Here is a 19,151-nt window from a genome sequence, read left to right on the forward strand (position 1 = left end):
AAAAGCCCCATGACAGACCACGCCATCGACCAACTGCTGAACAACCTCGACCACGCCATGATCGCCGACCGCCATCGCCTGCGGCGGCAACTGCACGAGCTGCGCAAGCGCCCCGACGAGGGCAAGCTGGCGCAGTGGGTGGACAAGGTCCAGGCCTCCTTCGCCCAGGTCACCGCGCGCCAGCAGAGCGTGCCGACCATCCGCTACGACGACAGCCTGCCGATCGCCGCCAAGCGCGACGAGATCAAGAAAGCCCTGGCCGAGCACCAGGTGCTGGTGATCGCCGGCGAGACCGGCTCTGGCAAGACCACCCAGTTGCCGAAGATCTGCCTGGAGCTGGGCCGTGGCAGCCATGGCTTGATCGCCCACACCCAGCCCCGGCGGATCGCCGCGCGCAGTGTGGCGGCGCGGGTCGCTGAAGAGCTGGGTACACCGTTGGGGGCGCTGGTCGGCTACCAGGTGCGCTTCGAGGACCAGAGCGACGCCAACACCCTGGTCAAGCTGATGACCGACGGTATCCTGCTGGCCGAAACCCAGCACGACCGCTTCCTCGAACGCTACGACACGATCATCGTCGACGAGGCCCACGAGCGCAGCCTGAACATCGATTTCTTGCTCGGCTACCTCAAGACCCTGCTGCACCGCCGGCCGGACCTGAAGCTGATCATCACCTCGGCGACCATCGACCTGGAGCGCTTCTCCCAGCACTTCGACGGCGCGCCGATCATCGAGGTGTCTGGGCGCACCTACCCGGTCGAGACCTGGTACCGCCCGCTGACCAGCGAGCAGGACGAGGAGGGCAACCAGATCGAGGACGACCTCACCGTCGACCAGGCGATCCTCGCCAGCCTCGACGAGATCGCCCAGCACGAGCGCAGCCAGGGCAAGGGCCCGGGCGATGTGCTGGTGTTTCTGCCCGGTGAGCGCGAGATCCGCGACGCCGCTGACATGCTGCGCAAGGCGCAACTGCGCCATACCGAGATCCTGCCGCTGTACGCGCGCCTGTCGCCGGCCGAGCAGCAGCGCATCTTCCAGTCCCACAGCGGCCGGCGCGTGGTGCTGGCGACCAACGTCGCCGAGACCTCGCTGACCGTGCCGGGCATCCGCTACGTGATCGACAGCGGCACCGCGCGCATCAGCCGCTACAGCTACCGCGCCAAGGTGCAGCGCCTGCCCATCGAGGCGGTGTCGCAGGCCAGCGCCAACCAGCGTAAAGGTCGTTGCGGCCGGGTCGAGCCGGGCATCTGCATCCGCCTCTACAGCGAGGACGACTTCAACGGCCGCCCGGCCTTCACCGACCCGGAGATCCTGCGTACCAACCTGGCCGCGGTGATCCTGCAGATGCTGCACCTGCGCCTGGGTGCCATCGACGCCTTCCCGTTCATCGAGCCGCCGGATGGCAAGGCCATCAGCGACGGCTTCAACCTGTTGCAGGAGCTGTCGGCGGTCAACCGCGAGAACCAGCTGACGCCGTTGGGCCGCCAGTTGGCGCGCCTGCCGATCGACCCACGGCTGGGGCGCATGCTGCTCGAAGGCGCGCGCCAGGGCAGCTTGCAGGAAGTGCTGATCGTTGCCAGCAGCCTGTCGGTGCAGGACCCGCGCGAGCGCCCGCCGGAGCGCCAGCAGGCCGCCGACCAGGCCCACGCGCAATGGAAGGACGTCGACTCGGACTTCGCCGCCCTGGTCAACCTGTGGCGTGGTTTCGAGGAGCAGCGCCAGGCGCTGACCGCCAACCCGCTGCGCAACTGGTGCCGCAAGCACTTCCTCAATTACCTGCGCCTGCGCGAATGGCGTGATGCCCACCGTCAGCTGGCGCTGATCTGCCGCGACCTGCAACTGACGGTGAACAAGGACGCCTGCGACTACCAGCCGCTGCACAAGGCCATCCTCAGCGGCCTGCTCAGCCAGATCGGGCAGAAGACCGAGGAAGGCGACTACCAAGGGGCGCGCCAGCGCCGCTTCTGGATCCATCCGTCGTCCGGCATCGGCCGCAAGCGCCCGCAGTGGGTGATGGCCGCAGAACTGGTTGAGACCACCAAGCTGTACGCGCGCATGGTGGCCAAGATCGAGCCGGACTGGATCGAGCCGTTGGCGGGCCACCTGATCAAGAAGAACCACTTCGAGCCGCACTGGGAGAAGAAGCGCGGCCAGGTGGTGGCCTACGAGCAGATCACCCTGTACGGGCTGATCCTGGTGGGCCGCCGGCCCGTGCACTATGGCCCCATCGACCCGGTCACCTCCCGCGAGCTGTTCATCCGCGAGGGCCTGGTGGGTGGCGAGATCCAGTCGCGGGCCAAGTGCCTGGCGGCCAACAAGCGCCTGCTCGAACAGCTCGACGAACTGGAGGCCAAGGCCCGCCGCCGCGACATCCTCGCCGACGAGGAGACGCTGTACGCCTTCTACGAGGCGCGCCTGCCGGCTGAGATCCACCAGACCGCGACCTTCGACGCCTGGTACCGGATGACCAGCCAGAAGGATGCCAACCTGCTGATCATGCGCGAAGAGGACGTGTTGGCCCGCGAGGCCAGCGAAGTTACCGCCGCGCAGTACCCGGACCATCTGCAAGTGGGCGATCTGCGCCTGTCGCTGAGCTACCACTTCGAGCCCAACCACCCGCGTGACGGCGTGACCGTGCGGGTGCCGGCACCGCTGCTGCCGAACCTGCCGGGCGAGCGCCTGGAGTGGCTGGTACCCGGCTTGCTGGAGGCCAAATGCATCGCCCTGGTGCGTAACCTGCCCAAGGCGTTGCGCAAGAACTTCGTGCCGGTGCCGGACTTCGTCAAGGCGGCGCTGGCGCGCTTGAGCTTCGGCCAGGGCGCGCTGCCTCAGGCATTGGGCCAGGAGCTGCTGCGCATGACCGGCGCGCGGGTGTCCGACGAGGCCTGGGCCGAGGCCGCCGGGCTGGTCGAGGGCCACCTGCGCATGAACATCGAAGTGGTCGACGCCCAGGGCAAGTTCCTCGGCGAGGGCCGTGACCTGGCCGAGCTGACCGCGCGCTTCGCCGCCGCCAGCCAGGCCGCGCTGGCCCTGCCGCGCAACGAAAAGGCCGAGCAGCCGGTGCAGGCCAAGGCCTTCGCCGAGGTGGCGCAGACCGCCCAGCAGAAGATCGCCGGGCTGTCGATGACCGTCTACCCGGCGCTGGTCGAGGACAACGGCACGGTGCGCGAGGGGCGTTTCTCCACCCTGGCCGAAGCCGAGTTCCAGCACCGCCGCGCGTTGCAGCGCCTGTTGCTGCAACAGCTGGCCGAGCCCGCCAAGTTCCTGCGCGGCAAGCTGCCGGGGCTGACCGAACTGGGCCTGCTGTACCGCGAGCTGGGACGGGTCGAGGCGCTGGTCGAGGATATCCTGCTGGCCAGCCTCGACAGCTGTGTGCTCGAGGGTGAAGAGCCCCTGCCGCGCGATGGCGCCGGCCTGGCTTCGCTGGCCGAGCGCAAGCGCGGCAGATGGGCCGAGCATGCCGAGCGCCTGGCCCGCCAGACCCTCGAGGTGCTCAAGCTGTGGCATGGCTTGCAGAAGCGCTTCAAGGGCAAGATCGACCTGAGCCAGGCGGTGGCGCTCAACGACATCAAGCAGCAACTGGCCAACCTGGTGTACCCGGGCTTCGTGCGCGAAACCCCAGGGGTGTGGTTCAAGGAGCTGCCGCGCTACCTCAAGGCCGTTGAACTGCGCCTGGAGAAGCTGGGCTCGCAGGTGCAGAAGGACCGGGTGTGGAGCGGCGAGCTGGCCAATTGCTGGGCCCAGTACAAGGCCCGTGCCGACAAGCATGCCCAGGAAGGTAAGCGCGATGAGCAGTTGATGCTGTATCGCTGGTTGCTGGAGGAATACCGCGTGTCGCTGTTCGCGCAGCAGTTGGGCACCAAGGTGCCGATTTCCGACAAACGACTGAGCAAGCAGTGGAGTCAGGTGGAAGCCTAACCGTTGCAAGTTGTGGCAAACTTGACGGAATTTGCGGCCGCTGTGCGGCCGTTTGCGGCACAAGGCCGCTCCTACAGACGAGCGCCGATATTGTAGGAGCGGCCTTGTGCCGCGAACGAGGGCGCAGCCCTCGCCTGAAAGTTGGCACCAAGGTGCCATGATGTTGCCCTTTTCCCGGCCTGCGCCGTTTGGCGATGGCCTTTGACCAGAGGAACGACCGTGCACAACGTCGTGATCAGCGGCACCGGCCTGTATACCCCGGCCCAGAGCATTTCCAACGAAGAACTGGTGGAATCCTTCAACACCTGGTCGCAGCAGTTCAACCGCGACAACGCCGCCGCCATCGAGCGTGGCGAGGTCGAGGCGGCGCCGCTGTCCGACGCCGCCTTCATCGAGAAGGCCTCGGGCATCAAAAGCCGCTTCGTGATGGACAAGGCCGGCATCCTCGACCCGCAGCGCATGAAGCCGCGCCTGCGCGAGCGCTCCAACGACGAACCGTCGATCCTCTGCGAGATGGCCGTGGCCGCCGCGCGCCAGGCGCTGGAACGTGCCGGCCGCACCGCCGCCGATGTCGACGGGGTGATCGTCGCCTGCTCCAACCTGCAGCGCCCGTACCCGGCCATCGCCATCGAAGTGCAGCAGGCACTGGGCATCCAGGGTTTCGCCTTCGACATGAACGTGGCCTGCTCGTCGGCCACCTTCGGTATCCAGACCGCCGCCAACAGCGTGCAGCTGGGCCAGGCCCGCGCGGTGCTGATGGTCAACCCGGAGATCTGCACCGGGCACCTGAACTTCCGTGACCGCGACAGCCACTTCATCTTCGGTGACGCCGCCACCGCCGTGCTGCTCGAGCGTGCCGACCAGGCCACCTCCAAGCACCAGTTCGACATCGTCAGCAGCAAGCTGTGGACCGAGTTCTCCAACAACATCCGCAACAACTTCGGTTTCCTCAACCGAGCGGCGGAAGAGGGCGAGGGCGCCGCGGACAAACTGTTCATCCAGGAAGGCCGCAAGGTGTTCCGTGAGGTGTGCCCGAAGGTGGCTGAGATCGTCGGCCAGCACCTGGAAGAGAACGACCTGCAACCGAGCGACGTCAAGCGCTTCTGGCTGCACCAGGCCAACCTGAGCATGAACCACCTGATCGTCAAGAAGCTGCTGGGCCGCGAAGTGGACGAGCAGGAAGCGCCGGTGATCCTGGACCGTTATGCCAACACCAGTTCGGCGGGGTCGGTGATTGCCTTCCACCTGTACCAGGATGACCTGGCCAAGGGTTCGCTGGGTGTGCTGAGCTCGTTCGGGGCGGGGTATTCGATTGGTAGCGTGATCCTGCGCAAGCGCTGATTACCAGGTTTGCCTGTTCCGGCCCTATCGCCGGCAAGCCGGCTCCCACAGGGGTGAGACCTACCCTGTGGGAGCCGGCTTGCCGGCGATAGGGCCGACGCATTTCTGGCAGGCAAAAAAAGGCAGGAAATGCCGGATGGGGTCGGCATTTCCCGCCTTAGAGTGAAACCAGACGCGCGTAACGTTTAGAACTTGGCTTCCAGGTCCACCTGCAGCGTATCGACGTCAGCATCGCTGTTCGGCAAGTTGGAGTAGTCGGTCTTGGCCATCATGTAGGCCGCGCCGAGGGCGAAGTTCTTGTCGATCTCGTAGCCCACCTTGAACTTGTGGCCACGCGAACCCGTGAAGCCGTTGCCGAAGTCCGAGTCGGTGAACAGGCTCACCACCGCGTTGCGCTGCACGTCGCGGTAGTTGTAGTCCAGGCTCCAGGCACCCACTTTGCTCTTCAGGCCGGCCAGCCAGGCCTTGTCCTTGCCATCGGTGCTCTCGGTGTTCTTGACGAACTGGCCGTATGCCGACAGCGGGATGGCGAAGCCGGTGAAGTCCAGTTGGCCGAAGCCTTCCACCAGGTTGAACTCGTTGGTGGTGTTGCCCAGCGAACGCAGTGCGGCCGACTCCTTGTCGTTGTCGTAGCCGTAGATGCTGCCGCCCACGGTGACCTTGAGGGTGTCGGCGGCGTTGAACTTGGTGCCCAACTGGCCGTGGTACAGCTGTGCATCGTGCTTGAACTGCACGCCGTCGCCGTCGACGTTGTCCTTCAGGTTGTAGTGGCCGAGGCTGCCGAACACTTCGGCCGGGCCCAGGTTGGTCTTGTAGGTGACGGCCACGCCTTCAGGGTTGATGTCGCTGTCCCAGATGATGTCGCCCATGCTCACCCAGGGTTGCAGCATCTTGCCGCCGATCAGGTGCAGGTTGGGCACGGCGGTGGGGTGCCAGTCGAGGTAGGCCAGGTCGACCCACAGCGATTTCTTCTCGAAGTAGTTGTCCAGGCTCTGGTTGGTGGAGCGGGCATCGGCGCTGCTGCCGGTGGCCACGCGCACGCCGGCGTCGACCTGTGGGTTGATCTCGCTGTAGAAGCCGACACGGGCGCGCACGCGCTCACGGTCCTGGTTGGGGCTGCGCGCGATCGGGTTGTCGACGTTGACGTCTTCGTAACGCAGGCGCACATCACCCTTGATCTGGGTCTTGGCGGCCCAGGCCACTTTTTGTTCGAAGGAGCTCAGACGCTCGGACTGCGCTTTCTGGTCGGCCTTTTCCTTGGTTTCTTTTGCCAGGTCGCCTTGCAGTTCGTTGTACTGCGCCTGGTTGATCGAACCGTTGGCGCGGAGCATTTCGAGCAGCTTGGCGTCGACAGCAGCACTGGCCGGAGTACTCAGAGCCAGCATCATGCCGGTGAGGCTCACTCCGGTAAGTGTAGAAACAAGACGCATAAGGTTCTCCCTGTTGGAAAGAGTGGGGAGGCTCAAGCGCCCGCCCCCAAGTTGGCATGTCAGTCGGAAAGGGCCTGGCTAGACAGGTTCTGGGCTTCCGAAAAACAGGCGCAAGTATTGCGGGGGGGAATGACAGAATAATGTCCAAACAGTGGCACTGTTGTTAAGCACGCAACCGTTTGAGTGTCGGCGCCGCTTTGGCAATACTGGCCATCTTCCTTCCGAGAGCCGTTACCGTGACCAGCCTTCACAGCCTTGCCCACCTGCGCGATTTGCCGGCGACCACCTGGGACGCGCTGGTGCCCGATGACCAGCCGTTCTTGCGCCATGCCTTCCTCAGTGCCATGGAAGACAGCGCCAGCGTGACGCCGCAGACCGGTTGGGCCGCCGAGCACCTGGTGCTGGAGCGTGACGGCGAGGTGCGCGCGCTCTTGCCGGCCTACCGCAAGTGGCATTCGTTCGGCGAATACGTGTTCGACCATGGCTGGGCCGATGCCTGCGAGCGCGCCGGCATCGCCTACTACCCCAAGCTGCTGGGCGCCGTACCGTTCAGCCCGGTGAGCGGGCCACGGTTGCTGTGCGCCGAGCCTGCCGATGGCCAGTTGCTGTTGCAGGCGATCCCGGAGTACCTGGGCAAGGGTGGGTTGTCTGGGGCGCATATCAATTTCACCGACAGCGCGCTGGACGAAGCGCTGGCTGAACTGCCGGGCTGGATGGAGCGCCTGGGTTGCCAGTTTCACTGGCGCAATCGCGGCTATCGGGATTTCCAGGACTTCCTCGACACCCTCAGCTCGCGCAAGCGCAAGCAGATGCGCAAGGAGCGCGAACAGGTGCTGGGGCAGGGTATCGAGTTCGAGTGGTATCGGGGCGATCAGCTCAGCGAGGCGCAGTGGGACTTCGTCTACCGGTGCTACGCCAACACCTATGCCGTGCGCCGCCGCTCACCGTACCTGACCCGCGAATTCTTCAGCCTGATCGCTGCGCGTATGCCCGAGGCGATCCGTGTGGTGATCGCCCGTCAGCAGGGCCGCGAGGTGGCCATGGCGCTGAGCCTGGTGGGGGGCGACAGCCTGTATGGCCGCTACTGGGGCTGCCTGGATGAGTTCGATCGCCTGCATTTCGAGACCTGCTTCTACCAGGGCATGGACTTCGCCATCGCTGAAGGGTTGCAGCGCTTCGATGCCGGGGCGCAGGGCGAGCACAAGCTGATCCGTGGGTTCGAGCCAGTGCTGACCCGCTCGTGGCATTACTTGCTGCACCCGGGGTTGCGGCGGGCGGTGGAGGATTTCCTGATGCAGGAGCGGGTGGGGGTGCGGGCCTATGCCGAAGAGGCGCGGGGGATGTTGCCGTATCGCAAACCATGATTGGTAATAAAGCGTGGGAGCGGGTTTCACGCCCCCTGTAGGAGCGGCCTTGTGTCGCGAAAGGGCTGCAGAGCAGCCCCAGATTTTTGCGCTTCCACATAAATTGCCGGGGCTGCTTCGCAGCCCTTTCCGGCCGGTCCGGCGCCCCGGCAAGGCCGCTCCTACAAACGGCGCAGCAGACTCAATCCACCCCGACGAACCCGCCGGTCTGGTGATGCCACAACCGCGCGTACAATCCGCGCTGGGCCAGCAGTTCGCTGTGGCTGCCGCTTTCGACGATATGCCCCTTGTCCAGCACGATCAGCCGGTCCATGCGGGCGATGGTCGACAGGCGGTGGGCGATGGCGATCACCGTCTTGCCCTGCATCAGCGTCTCCAGGCTCTCCTGAATCGCCGCCTCGACTTCCGAGTCCAGCGCCGAGGTGGCTTCGTCCATGATCAGGATCGGCGCATTCTTCAGCAGCACCCGGGCGATGGCGATGCGCTGGCGCTGGCCGCCGGACAGCTTCACGCCACGTTCACCCACATGGGCATCGAAACCGCTGCGGCCCTGGGCATCGGACAGCTGCGGGATGAACTCGTCGGCCCGGGCCCGGCGCACCGCCTCCCAGACCTCGTCGTCGGTGGCGTCGGGGCGCCCGTACAGCAGGTTGTCGCGGATCGAACGGTGCAGCAGCGAGGTGTCCTGGGTGATCATGCCGATCTGCGCACGCAGGCTGGCCTGGTTGACCTCGGCGATGTCCTGGCCGTCGATGAGGATGCGCCCGCTGTCGATGTCGTACAGGCGCAGCAGCAGGTTGACCAGGGTCGACTTGCCGGCCCCGGACGGGCCGATCAGGCCGATCTTCTCGCCTGGGCGGATGTCCAGGTTCAGCGCATCGATCACCTTGGCGCCCTTGCCGTAGTGGAAGTCCACCTGGTCGAAGCGCACCCCGCCACGGCTGACCTTGAGCGGCGGGGCGCTGGGTTTGTCACTGACGGTGACCGGCTGGGCGATGGTTTCCAGGCCGTCCTGGACCATGCCGATGTTCTCGAAGATGCCGTTGACCACCCACATGATCCAGCCCGACATGTTGATGATGCGGATCACCAGGCCAGTGGCCAGGGCGATGGCGCCGACGCTGATCAGCGACTGGCTCCACAGCCACAGGGCCAGCCCGGTGGTGCCCACCACCAGCAGGCCGTTGAGCGAGGTGATGACCACGTCCATGCTGGTGACCACCCGCGCGGCCAGCTGGGTTTTTTCGGTCTGCTCGCGGATCGCCTCGCGGGCGTACTGCTGCTCATGGTCGGTGTGGGCGAACAGCTTGAGGGTGGCGATGTTGGTGTAGCCGTCGACGATGCGCCCCATCAGCTTGGAGCGGGCATCGGAGGAGATCACCGAGCGCTCCTTCACCCGTGGCACGAAGTAGTACAGCGCGGCGATGTAGCCGGCAATCCACACCAAAAGCGGCAGCATCAGCCGCCAGTCGGCCTCGGCGAACAGCACCAGCGAGCTGATGGCGTAGATCAGCACGTGCCACAGCGCGTCCACGGCCTGCACCGCCGAGTCGCGCAGCGAGTTGCCGGTCTGCATGATGCGCTGGGCGATGCGCCCGGCGAAGTCGCTCTGGAAGAAATTCAGGCTCTGCTTGAGCACGTAGGTGTGGTTTTGCCAGCGGATCAGGCTGGTCATGCCCGGGCTGATGGTCTGGTGCACCAGCAGGTCGTGCAGGGCGAAGAACAGTGGCCGCAGCAGCAGGATGACCACCAGCATCCAGATCAGCTCGCCGCTGTGGTCGCTGAAGAAGCTGGCGCTGGGGGTGCCCTGGGCCAGGTCGATGATGCGGCTCAGGTAGCTGAACATCGCCACCTCGATCAGCGAGGCGAACAGGCCGACGATCAGCAGGGCGAGAAAGCTCGGCCACACCTGACGCAGGTAATAGAGGTAGAAGGGCCAGACCTTGCCGGGGGGCGCCTCGCTCGGCGCCTCGCGGAAGATGTCGATCAATTGCTCGAAACGACGGTACAGCATGGGTGCGATAACTCCTGTTCCATCCGACCCTCAGGCGGTTCACGTCCCTGTGAAGCCTGCGGTCAGTCGATACGTTTGGCCGACTTGATGTACACCGGGTCGGCCGGTACATCACGCATGCCTTTCTTGACGGTGGTGGGCGAATTGACGATCTGGTCGACCACTTCCATGCCTTTGGTCACCTTGCCGAACACCGCATAACCACGGTCGCGGCCCGGGTTGAGGAAGTCGTTGTCGGCCACGTTGATGAAGAACTGGCTGGTGGCCGAGTTCGGGTCGGAGGTACGGGCCATCGACAAGGTGCCACGGGTGTTCTGCAGGCCATTGCTGGCTTCGTTGCGGATCGGGTCTTTGGTGCTCTTCTGCACCATCTGGTCGGTGAAGCCGCCGCCCTGGACCATGAAGCCGGGGATCACGCGGTGGAAGATCGTATTGTTGTAGAAGCCGCTGTCGACGTACTGCAGGAAATTCTTCGTACTGATCGGCGCTTTTTCAGCGTTCAGCTCGATCTCGACCTGGCCGAAGCTGGTGTCCAGCAACACGTGTGGAGTCTTGTCGGAGGCCATGACGCTGGTGGCGAAGGCCACCGAGCAGGCGGTGAGCAGGAGTTTTTTCAGCATGGGCTCAAAGATCCTTGAGAGGTGGAAGCGGCTGCGAGGAATTGCAGCAGGGTGCGGTTGAAGACTTCGGGTTGATCCAGGGGCGTAGCGTGCCGTGAATCGTCGATGACCACCAGCCTGGCGTGGGGCATCAGGGCGACGTAGCGCTCTTTGAGTGGTATCGGTGTGTAATCGTGGTCGGCGGCGATCACCAGGGTCGGACAGCGGATCTGCCCGATGCGTTCCTGCACACCCCAGTCGACGATGGCGTTGAAGCTCTTGAGGTACGCACGCTTGTCATTGCGCGCCCAGCGTTCGGCCATCTTGCGCCGCAGCTCGGCTTGCTCGGGTTTGGGGAACAGCCGTGCGGCCAGGCCTTTGCCGACGGTTTCGACACTGAGCAGGTGCGCCAGGCCCCAGCGCTTGAGCCACCATAGCCAGTCGCTGCGGGTGCGCCGCTTGACCTCGGGGGCACTGTTGACGATGCACAGGCTGCGCAGGCACTCGGGGTGGTCGACGGCGAGCTGGAAACCGACCATGCCGCCCATGGACAGCCCCACGAAGTGTACCGGGCCGGTCCCCAGGTGGCGCAGCAGGGCCAGCAGGTCTTCGCTGAAGGTCTTGATCTGGTAGCCCTTGCGCGGCTTCGACGACTGCCCGTGGCCACGGATGTCCATGAGGATCACCCGGTAGTGACGGCTGAACTCGGGTACTTGCAGCTCCCAGTCCTGGCTGCTCGAGCCCAGCCCGTGCAGCAGCACCAGGGGCTCGCCCTGGCCGTGTTCCTGGTAATGCAGCAGGCATCCGTTGTGTTCGAAACAGGCCATGGGCGCGGTCCTCTCAGGCTTGCGGGGGGGCTGCGAAGGGCACGTCCAGCGGTGCGGTGTCGAAGTTGCGTAGCAACTCGATGAGGATCTGCGTGGCCGGGCCCAGGGTCTTTTCCTTGCTCGAATAAAGGTAGAACAGCGGGTGGCGGCTGCCACCCTGATCCAGCGGCAGGGGCTTGAGCACGCCGTCGCGCAGCTCACGCTCGATCATGTGCCGGGGCAGCCAGGCAAAGCCCAGGCCGCTGCCGACGAAGGTGGCGGCGGTGCCCAGGCTGCCCACTGTCCAGCGCTGCTCGGCGCCCAGCCAGCCGACGTCGCGCGGCTGGGCGCGGCCGGAGTCGCGGATGACCACCTGCAACTGGCTTTCCAGGTCCTGGAAGGTGATCTCGCGGCCCATGCGGTGCAGGGCGTGCTCGGGGTGGGCAACGGCGACGAACTCCACCGGGCTCAGTTCGGTGCCCAGGTAGCCGCCGATGTTGAAGCTGCTGATGGCAAGGTCGGCGATGCCTTCGTGCAGCACCTCCTCGACCCCGGACAGCACCTCTTCACGCAGGCGCACCCGGCAGCCACGGCTTTGCGGCATGAAGGCGCTGAGGGCGCGCACCAGGCGCGCGCTGGGGTAGGCGGCATCGACCACCAGGCGCACTTCGGCCTCCCAGCCCTGTTCCATGTGGTGGGCCAGGTCTTCCAGCTGGCTGGCCTGCTTGACCAGTTGCCGCGAACGGCGCAGCAGCACGTTGCCGGCTTCGGTCAGCACCGCCTTGCGCCCGTCGATGCGCAGCAGCGGCACGCCCAGTTGCTCTTGCATGCGCGCCACGGTGTAGCTCACCGACGACTGCGAGCGGTGCAGCGCCTCGGCGGCCTGGGCGAACCCGCCATGGTCGACCACCGCTTGCAGGGTCCGCCACTGATCCAGGGTTACGCGCGGCGCTTTCATCTATGGCTCCTGTTGTCCTAAGCTGCGCTCTTCTCAAGGAGAGCGCCCGTATGAAGAAATGTTGTCTGGCCCTGCTGTTGTCGTGCCTGCCCCTTGCTGCCATGGCTTACCCCATCGACGTGGAGAAGGAGCTGACCGGGGTCAAGGTCGACTACACCACCTACGACACCGCCTACGACATTGGCGCGATCACCCTCAACAACTACGGCAAGGTGCCGGCGGCGTGCCGGGTGATGTTCCGCAATGGCCCTGAGGCGCCACGGGTGCGTCGAGTGAACGTGCCGGCCGGCAAGAGCGTCGATGTCACCGCCAAGTTCAACCGGCAGATCATCAAGCTGCGCATCAACTTGGACTGCAAAGCGGAATAAACTGATTAATCGATAGATTGAACCCACTTTTTACGCTTTTTTATCGATAGGTCAACCTTTAATCTCACCTCCATCGAATCGCCACCCTTTACCGCCGATGGAGGCACCCCATGTCCCGCGTACTGATCATCGAAAGCAGCGCCCGCCAGCAGGATTCCGTTTCCCGTCAGCTGACCCAGGATTTCATCCAGCAATGGCAAGCGGCGCACCCGGCCGATGAGATCACCGTGCGTGACCTGGCGGTGACCCCGGTGCCACACCTGGACGCCAACCTGCTGGGTGGCTGGATGAAGCCCGAGGAGCAGCGCAACGCCGCCGAGCTGGAAGCCCTGGCCCGCTCCAACGCGCTCACCGACGAACTGCTGGCCGCCGACGTGCTGGTGATGGCTGCGCCGATGTACAACTTCACCATCCCCAGCACGCTCAAGGCCTGGCTCGACCATGTGCTGCGCGCCGGGATCACCTTCAAGTACACCCCGACCGGCCCCCAGGGCCTGCTGACTGGCAAGCGCGCCATCGTGCTGACGGCCCGTGGTGGCATCCACGCCGGCGCCACCAGTGATCACCAGGAACCCTACCTGCGCCAGGTGATGGCCTTCATCGGTATCCACGAGGTGGCGTTCATCCACGCCGAGGGGCTGAACATGAGTGGCGAGTTCCACGAGAAGGGCCTGAACCAGGCCAAGGCCAAGCTGGCCGCGGTGGCCTGAGCTTCAACGAATTCCCAACCCTGACACCTTGTTGCTCCTTTGGGTGTACCTGCCCGGCCAGTTCATGGCCGGGCTTTTTTATGTCAGTGGGAAAGTCGTGGGAGCGGGCTTGCCCCGCGATGGATCCAGTTCGGACAATGAGGTTCGCCGCGCCGGCGCCATCGCGGGGCAAGCCCGCTCCCACGAGCAGCCCCACAATACCCATGGTTGAACTGCCCAGGCGCAACCCGCTAAGGTCGCCGCCTTGATCCCCGAGAGGCCACCATGGGCTACCTGATAATCGTTGCGCTGATCCAGGCGTACTCGTTCAACCTGATCGGCGAATACCTGGCCGGCCAGGTCGACAGCTATTTCGCCGTGCTCGCCCGTGTAGTGCTGGCCGGGCTGGTGTTCCTGCCACTGACCCGCTGGCGCCAGGTGGAGCCGCGCTTCATGCGCTCGATGCTGCTGATCGGCGCGTTGCAGTACGGCATCACCTACGTCTGCCTGTACCTGAGCTTCCGCGTACTCACGGTGCCCGAGGTGCTGTTGTTCACCATCCTCACGCCGCTGCACGTCACCCTGATCGAGGACGCCCTGAACCGGCGCTTCAACCCGTGGGCGTTGCTGGCTGCGCTGGTGGCGGTGGCCGGTGCGGCGGTGATCCGGTTCGACAGTGTCACCGGTGAGTTCTTCATCGGCTTCCTGCTGCTGCAGCTGGCCAACTTCACCTACGCCGCCGGGCAGGTGCAGTACCGGCATCTGGTCGCTCGCCACCCCAGCGACCTGCCGCACTACAAGCGCTTCGGCTATTTCTACCTAGGCGCGTTGATCGTGGTGTTGCCAGCGTTCCTGCTGTTCGGCAATACCCAGCACCTGCCAAGCACCGACACGCAGTGGCTGGTGCTGCTGTTCCTGGGGCTGTGCCCGACCGCGCTGGGCTTGTACTGGTGGAACAAGGGCGCCTGCCTGGTGTCTGGCGGCACCCTGGCGGTGATGAACAACCTGCATGTGCCGGTGGGGCTGCTGCTGAATCTGCTGATCTGGAACCAGGACGAACCGCTGGGGCGCCTGGCGGTTGGTGGGACGATCATCCTGCTGTCGGTGTGGATGAGCCGGTTGGGTGGGCGGGGCGTGGCATTGCCAGTGTCACGTTGATGCACTAGGTCCAGCGGCCTCATCGCGGGGCAAGCCCGCTCCCACGCAGGTGTCACCTGTGGGAGCGGGCTTGCCCCGCGATTGCGTTTTCAAGCCGTTTCGCGATAGCTGGCCCGCGCTGCCAGCCCCGCACGCATGTCATTGCCACTCGGCTGCTGGTACAGGCTCAACCCAAACTCCGGCAGCACCGCCAGCAGGTAGTCGAAGATATCGCCCTGGATCCGCTCGTACTCGGCCCACACCGTGGTGGTGGTGAAGCAGTAGATCTCCAGCGGCACGCCTTCGGCGGTGGTCTGCATCTGGCGCACCATGCAGGTCATGTTCGGGTGCACGTTGGGGTGGTTTTTCAGGTAGGCCAGGGCGAAGGCGCGGAAGGTCCCGATGTTGGTCAGTTGCCGGCGGTTGGCCGACAGCCCGGTGATGTGGCCCTGGGCCTCGTTCCATTCACGCAGCTCCTGGCGCTTGCCGGCCAGGTAGTCACCGAGCAGGCGCACCTGGCCCAGGCGCTGTTCTTCTTCCTGGGTCAGAAAACGCACGCCCGCGGCATCGATGAACAGGCTGCGCTTGATCCGCCGCCCGCCGGACTGCTGCATGCCACGGTAGTTGCGGAACGATTCGCTCATCAGGCGCCAGGTGGGGATGGAGACGATGGTCTTGTCGAAATTCTGCACCTTGACCGTGTGCAGGGTGATGTCCACCACGTCGCCGTCGGCCCCGGCCTGGGGCATCTCGATCCAGTCGCCGACGTGCAGCATGTCGTTGCTGGTCAGCTGCACGCTGGCGACGAACGACAGCAGGGTGTCCTTGTACACCAACAGCAGCACCGCCGACATGGCGCCCAGGCCGGAGAGCAGCAACAGCGGCGAGCGGTCGATGAGGGTGGCGACGATGACGATGGCGGCGAAGATCCACAGCATCATCTTGGCCAACTGCATGTAGCCCTTGATCGAGCGGGTGCGGGCGTGCTCGGTGCGGGCGTAGATGTCCAGCAGGGCATCGAGCAAGCACGACAGCGCGCGGGTCATGAACAGCAGGGTGATGGCCAGGGCGAGGTTGCCGAGAAAATGCTGGGCGGTGGCCGACAGCTCGGGCACCAGCTTCAGGCCGAACTGCACCACCAGCGACGGGGTGGTTTGCGCCAGGCGGTGCAGCACCTTGTTGTGACGTAGGTCGTCCAACCACTTGAGGGCCGGTTGCCGGGCCAGCAGGCGGCTGGCGTGCAGGATGAGGAAACGCGCCAGGCGGCCGATCAGCAGCGAGACGAGCAGCAGCACGGCCAGGCCAAGGGCGGCGTGCAGCAGCGGGTGTTGGTCGAGGGTGCCCCAGAGGTCGAGGGCATCGCGCCAGAAGCGATGAAGGTCCATAAGCGTGGAAACGGTCTGTGTTGCGGTACGAAGCAGCATTAGAGCGTGGATCGGGGCAAAGTTGCCAAAAGAAATTCGGTTCTGGCGGCGGAAAACGTTACCCTATGCAACTTGAATTTTTCGCACTTGCCCGAGGTTACCCCCGTGTTTTCCCAATTCGCCCTGCACGAACGCCTGCTCAAAGCCGTGGCCGAGCTGAAATTTGTCGAGCCGACTCCGGTGCAGGCAGCGGCCATTCCCCTGGCCCTGCAAGGGCGTGACCTGCGGGTGACGGCGCAGACCGGCAGCGGCAAGACCGCAGCCTTCGTGCTGCCACTGCTCAACCGCCTGGTCGACCGCAGCGGCCCGAGTGTGGAAATCCGCGCGCTGATCCTGCTGCCCACCCGCGAGCTGGCCCAGCAGACCCTCAAGCAGGTGAAGCTGTTCTCGCAGTTCACCTACATCAAGTCGGGCCTGATCACCGGCGGTGAAGACTTCAAGGAACAAGCCGCCATGCTGCGCAAGGTGCCGGACGTGCTGATCGGCACCCCGGGCCGCCTGCTCGAGCAGCTCAATGCCGGCAACCTCGACCTGTCCCACGTGGACGTGCTGATCCTCGACGAAGCCGACCGCATGCTCGACATGGGCTTCGCCGAAGACATGGAGCGCCTGTGCAAAGAGTGCCAGAACCGTAAGCAGACCCTGCTGTTCTCCGCCACCACCGGCGGCGCAGCCCTGCGCGACATCATCGGCAAGGTGCTCAAAGACCCTGAGCATCTGATGCTCAACAGCGTTTCGCAGCTCGCCGAAGGCACCCGTCAGCAAGTCATCACCGCAGACCATGACCAGCACAAAGAGCAGATCGTGCAGTGGCTGCTGGCCAACGAGACCTTCCAGAAGGCGATCATCTTCACCAATACCCGCGTACTGGCCGACCGTATCTACGGCCATCTGGTGGCCAAGGATGTGAAAGCCTTCGTGCTGCACGGCGACAAGGACCAGAAGGATCGCAAGCTGGCCATCGACCGCTTCAAGGAAGGCGGCTCCAAGGTGCTGGTGGCCACTGATGTCGCCGCCCGTGGCCTGGACATCGACGGCCTGGACCTGGTGATCAACTTCGACATGCCACGCAGCGGCGACGAATACGTGCACCGTATCGGCCGTACTGGTCGTGCCGGCGGCGAAGGCCTGGCGATCTCGCTGATCACCCACAACGACTGGAACCTGATGTCGAGCATCGAACGCTACCTCAAGCAGCAGTTCGAGCGCCGGGTCATCAAGGAGGTCAAGGGCACCTACAGCGGGCCGAAGAAGGTCAAGGCCTCGGGCAAGGCCGCCGGCACCAAGAAGAAAAAAGTCGAGAAGAAGACTGGTGACAAGAAGGGCGCCGTCAAGCGCAAGCCAACCGCCAAGCCGAAGGCCAATGCGCCACTGGCCAGCGCCGATGGCATGGCGCCGCTGAAAAAGCGCAAGCCAGCGGCTGAATAAGCCACGCTGGCAGCAAGCCCGTCATCGCAAGGGTGGCGGGTCGCTTAGGCTTTGTACGAAAAGTGCCTGCGCAACGATCAAGCTGCGTTGAAAACAGGCTGGAGCGCCAGCCCGGTCGGAATGCTCATTTACAACCAGTAAAGTCGGGCGCGACCCCGGCCGTTCCTCGCCTGTTTTCGCCTTGCCTGATCGCTGCTCGGCGACTTTTCGTACAAACCCTAGCACCTTCCCCAGGTGCTTGTAGCCCATTTCCCAAACTGCTTTCCTGCCCGGGTATTCTGCGCTCTAGCCTCCACACTCCACTGGCATGTTTTCGCTGGCAGGAGTAGCGTATGTACAACTGTAAATACGAAAGCCCCATCCGCTTCGAATGGGATGAGGACAAGAATCAGCTGAACATCCGCAAGCACGGTATCGATTTCAATGATGTGGCTGAGATGTTTCGCCACCCGATGCTGGCGCTCAAGGATGAACGGTTCGATTACGAGGAGACACGCTGGATCAGCATGGGCTGGATCAACGCATGGGTCAGCGTGGTCGCCTACACCGAACGGCACAAGGGGATGTGATCCGTGTCATCTCCGCCAGAAGAGCCACCCGACGCGAGGTAATGCGCTATGTCGAAACCATCGAAAAGCAGTGATGAGCAGTTTGCTCACGTGCCTGTCGACACCTCGGACATCCCTGAGCTGGACGATGCGTTCTTCCGCCAGGCCGAGCTTCGTCTACCTACCAAGCAAACCGTGACCATTCGCCTCGACGCGGATGTGCTGGCCTGGTTCAAGGATCAAGGCAGCGGTTACCAGACGCGGATCAACCACCTGTTGCGTCAATACATGCTGGCCCAGCAGCGCCGCTGAGCCTGAGCAACCTCAGGTCTTTTTCTCCGCGGCCTTGAGCTCCTGGATGCGCTTGTCGATCAACTGACACTTGTCCGGCAGGTCCTTGCTGGCCGTGCCGAGTTCCATGTTCTGCAACTCGTCGTTGATCTCCTTGGCCTTCTGCGGGTTCTGTTCGGTCAGCTTGGCAACCAGCCCAGCCAGTTGTTCGCGTTTCTGCGTCGCCTCTTCCGGCGTGCAGGCCCAGACGGGCAGGGCACACAGCAGGGCGGTTGCGCAGGTGATACATAGCAGCGGCTTCATCCTTTCTACCTCCAGCGGTGGGTATACAGGATGGAGGTACCGGCAGCCGTGGAAGTTCACTTCCAGGGTGCAGGTGAGGTTGTACCCCCGATGACCCGCTTTCAGGAGATGAACAAGGATGTATGAAGACTTGCTGGCGCAAGGAACCAATAGGCTGCTTTCGAAACTGGTCGGCGCCAATGCCGAGCTGATTACGCAGCTATCCAGTCAATATCCGCAGCTACCTGCTGATTATCTGGCGTTCATTCAGGCGCTGGGATGGGGCGAAGTGGGGGCGGCGGGTTTCATGTTGTACGAAGGGCTGCTTACTCCGGACCAGGTTTTTGATGGCAGCGAAGGTGAAGCACTGGCGGGTATCGTGCTGTTTGGCGATGACTTCCAGGGGTACTGTGCAGGCTTCGATACTGCAAAGGGTTGGACGGTTGTCGACATCGACCCCATCAGCCATGAAACACAGCCGGTTGCTGCCAGCTTTTCCGAGTTCATTCGTCAACTGCTGCACGACCTTGATTAAGCACTCGGTCTCTTTGGCTTCA

The 19,151-nt window shown here is 64.2% G+C and carries 16 protein-coding genes and 1 pseudogene; 10 read left to right on the top strand and 7 right to left on the bottom strand.

Annotated elements, in window-relative coordinates:
• Positions 1 to 9 precede the first annotated feature (9 nt).
• A complete protein-coding gene (gene hrpA, locus IX761_RS02045; RefSeq protein WP_194787893.1) occupies positions 10 to 3,915 on the top strand; it encodes an ATP-dependent RNA helicase HrpA in 3,906 nt (1,301 codons plus the stop codon).
• Positions 3,916 to 4,134: 219 nt separating this feature from the next.
• A complete protein-coding gene (locus IX761_RS02050; protein ID WP_194787894.1) occupies positions 4,135 to 5,256 on the top strand; it encodes a beta-ketoacyl-ACP synthase III in 1,122 nt (373 codons plus the stop codon).
• Between the two features lie 185 nt (positions 5,257 to 5,441).
• On the opposite strand, the gene IX761_RS02055 is transcribed toward IX761_RS02050, so the two are convergent.
• Complete coding sequence (locus IX761_RS02055) at positions 5,442 to 6,686, bottom strand: putative porin (protein ID WP_194787895.1); 1,245 nt, start codon at positions 6,684 to 6,686, stop codon at positions 5,442 to 5,444.
• Positions 6,687 to 6,922: 236 nt separating this feature from the next.
• Between IX761_RS02055 and IX761_RS02060 the strand changes: the two genes are divergently transcribed.
• Positions 6,923 to 8,050 (top strand): GNAT family N-acetyltransferase, encoded by a 1,128-nt coding sequence (locus tag IX761_RS02060; RefSeq protein ID WP_194787896.1) that lies wholly within the window; start codon positions 6,923 to 6,925, stop codon positions 8,048 to 8,050.
• A 181-nt stretch (positions 8,051 to 8,231) separates the two neighbouring features.
• On the opposite strand, the gene IX761_RS02065 is transcribed toward IX761_RS02060, so the two are convergent.
• The 4 genes from IX761_RS02065 to IX761_RS02080 all read right to left on the bottom strand — a co-directional run bounded on the left by IX761_RS02065 (position 8,232) and on the right by IX761_RS02080 (position 12,427).
• On the bottom strand, positions 8,232 to 10,064 hold the full coding sequence (locus IX761_RS02065) for an ABC transporter ATP-binding protein (protein ID WP_194787897.1): 1,833 nt from the start codon (positions 10,062 to 10,064) through the stop codon (positions 8,232 to 8,234).
• A 62-nt stretch (positions 10,065 to 10,126) separates the two neighbouring features.
• A complete protein-coding gene (locus IX761_RS02070) occupies positions 10,127 to 10,684 on the bottom strand; it encodes a peptidylprolyl isomerase (RefSeq protein WP_125859592.1) in 558 nt (185 codons plus the stop codon).
• The gene (locus tag IX761_RS02075) at positions 10,678 to 11,490 is read right to left on the bottom strand and encodes an alpha/beta fold hydrolase (RefSeq protein ID WP_194787898.1); all 813 of its coding nucleotides are present in this window, start codon (positions 11,488 to 11,490) and stop codon (positions 10,678 to 10,680) included. Before IX761_RS02075 ends, IX761_RS02070 begins: the two co-directional genes overlap by 7 nt.
• A gap of 13 nt (positions 11,491 to 11,503) precedes the next feature.
• The gene (locus IX761_RS02080) at positions 11,504 to 12,427 is read right to left on the bottom strand and encodes a LysR family transcriptional regulator (protein ID WP_194787899.1); all 924 of its coding nucleotides are present in this window, start codon (positions 12,425 to 12,427) and stop codon (positions 11,504 to 11,506) included.
• A 50-nt stretch (positions 12,428 to 12,477) separates the two neighbouring features.
• On the opposite strand from IX761_RS02080, the gene IX761_RS02085 reads away from it, so the two are divergent.
• The 3 genes from IX761_RS02085 to IX761_RS02095 all read left to right on the top strand — a co-directional run bounded on the left by IX761_RS02085 (position 12,478) and on the right by IX761_RS02095 (position 14,642).
• A complete protein-coding gene (locus tag IX761_RS02085) occupies positions 12,478 to 12,795 on the top strand; it encodes a 3-phosphoglycerate kinase (protein ID WP_194787900.1) in 318 nt (105 codons plus the stop codon).
• A gap of 110 nt (positions 12,796 to 12,905) precedes the next feature.
• Positions 12,906 to 13,505: an FMN-dependent NADH-azoreductase gene (locus IX761_RS02090; protein WP_194787901.1), complete on the top strand. Its 600-nt coding sequence runs from the start codon at positions 12,906 to 12,908 to the stop codon at positions 13,503 to 13,505.
• 264 nt (positions 13,506 to 13,769) lie between these two features.
• A complete protein-coding gene (locus IX761_RS02095; RefSeq protein WP_194787902.1) occupies positions 13,770 to 14,642 on the top strand; it encodes a carboxylate/amino acid/amine transporter in 873 nt (290 codons plus the stop codon).
• A gap of 89 nt (positions 14,643 to 14,731) precedes the next feature.
• Here IX761_RS02095 and IX761_RS02100 read toward each other — a convergent pair whose 3' ends face one another.
• A complete protein-coding gene (locus IX761_RS02100; protein ID WP_194787903.1) occupies positions 14,732 to 16,006 on the bottom strand; it encodes a mechanosensitive ion channel family protein in 1,275 nt (424 codons plus the stop codon).
• A gap of 144 nt (positions 16,007 to 16,150) precedes the next feature.
• Here IX761_RS02100 and IX761_RS02105 point away from each other — a divergent pair, with 144 nt between their 5' ends.
• From IX761_RS02105 to IX761_RS02115, 3 genes and pseudogenes are all read left to right on the top strand, one after another.
• Positions 16,151 to 17,473: a DEAD/DEAH box helicase gene (locus IX761_RS02105; protein ID WP_194787904.1), complete on the top strand. Its 1,323-nt coding sequence runs from the start codon at positions 16,151 to 16,153 to the stop codon at positions 17,471 to 17,473.
• Positions 17,474 to 17,832: 359 nt separating this feature from the next.
• A pseudogene (locus IX761_RS02110) lies at positions 17,833 to 18,116 on the top strand (BrnT family toxin).
• Positions 18,091 to 18,333, top strand: a complete 243-nt coding sequence (locus IX761_RS02115; protein WP_194787905.1) for a BrnA antitoxin family protein — start codon at positions 18,091 to 18,093, stop codon at positions 18,331 to 18,333. The pseudogene IX761_RS02110 and the gene IX761_RS02115 overlap by 26 nt, the downstream one beginning before the upstream one ends.
• A gap of 12 nt (positions 18,334 to 18,345) precedes the next feature.
• Here the strand turns inward: IX761_RS02115 and IX761_RS02120 are convergent, their stop codons facing one another.
• A complete protein-coding gene (locus IX761_RS02120; protein ID WP_194787906.1) occupies positions 18,346 to 18,615 on the bottom strand; it encodes a hypothetical protein in 270 nt (89 codons plus the stop codon).
• A 118-nt stretch (positions 18,616 to 18,733) separates the two neighbouring features.
• Here IX761_RS02120 and IX761_RS02125 point away from each other — a divergent pair, with 118 nt between their 5' ends.
• Positions 18,734 to 19,129: an SMI1/KNR4 family protein gene (locus IX761_RS02125; protein ID WP_194787907.1), complete on the top strand. Its 396-nt coding sequence runs from the start codon at positions 18,734 to 18,736 to the stop codon at positions 19,127 to 19,129.
• Positions 19,130 to 19,151 lie beyond the last annotated feature (22 nt).

Source organism: Pseudomonas sp. UFMG81, assembly GCF_015354575.1.
In the GTDB taxonomy this organism is placed as follows: domain Bacteria; phylum Pseudomonadota; class Gammaproteobacteria; order Pseudomonadales; family Pseudomonadaceae; genus Aquipseudomonas.

What these genes read in the sequence shown, in the direction of transcription:
- hrpA (WP_194787893.1), top strand. Translation starts at nt 10, where the DNA reads ATGACAGACCACGCCATCGACCAACTGCTGAACAACCTCGACCACGCC.
- IX761_RS02055 (WP_194787895.1), bottom strand. Translation starts at nt 6,686, where the DNA reads ATGCGTCTTGTTTCTACACTTACCGGAGTGAGCCTCACCGGCATGATG.
- IX761_RS02065 (WP_194787897.1), bottom strand. Translation starts at nt 10,064, where the DNA reads ATGCTGTACCGTCGTTTCGAGCAATTGATCGACATCTTCCGCGAGGCG.
- IX761_RS02070 (WP_125859592.1), bottom strand. Translation starts at nt 10,684, where the DNA reads ATGCTGAAAAAACTCCTGCTCACCGCCTGCTCGGTGGCCTTCGCCACC.
- IX761_RS02075 (WP_194787898.1), bottom strand. Translation starts at nt 11,490, where the DNA reads ATGGCCTGTTTCGAACACAACGGATGCCTGCTGCATTACCAGGAACAC.
- IX761_RS02080 (WP_194787899.1), bottom strand. Translation starts at nt 12,427, where the DNA reads ATGAAAGCGCCGCGCGTAACCCTGGATCAGTGGCGGACCCTGCAAGCG.
- IX761_RS02085 (WP_194787900.1), top strand. Translation starts at nt 12,478, where the DNA reads ATGAAGAAATGTTGTCTGGCCCTGCTGTTGTCGTGCCTGCCCCTTGCT.
- IX761_RS02090 (WP_194787901.1), top strand. Translation starts at nt 12,906, where the DNA reads ATGTCCCGCGTACTGATCATCGAAAGCAGCGCCCGCCAGCAGGATTCC.
- IX761_RS02095 (WP_194787902.1), top strand. Translation starts at nt 13,770, where the DNA reads ATGGGCTACCTGATAATCGTTGCGCTGATCCAGGCGTACTCGTTCAAC.
- IX761_RS02100 (WP_194787903.1), bottom strand. Translation starts at nt 16,006, where the DNA reads ATGGACCTTCATCGCTTCTGGCGCGATGCCCTCGACCTCTGGGGCACC.
- IX761_RS02115 (WP_194787905.1), top strand. Translation starts at nt 18,091, where the DNA reads ATGTCGAAACCATCGAAAAGCAGTGATGAGCAGTTTGCTCACGTGCCT.
- IX761_RS02120 (WP_194787906.1), bottom strand. Translation starts at nt 18,615, where the DNA reads ATGAAGCCGCTGCTATGTATCACCTGCGCAACCGCCCTGCTGTGTGCC.
- IX761_RS02125 (WP_194787907.1), top strand. Translation starts at nt 18,734, where the DNA reads ATGTATGAAGACTTGCTGGCGCAAGGAACCAATAGGCTGCTTTCGAAA.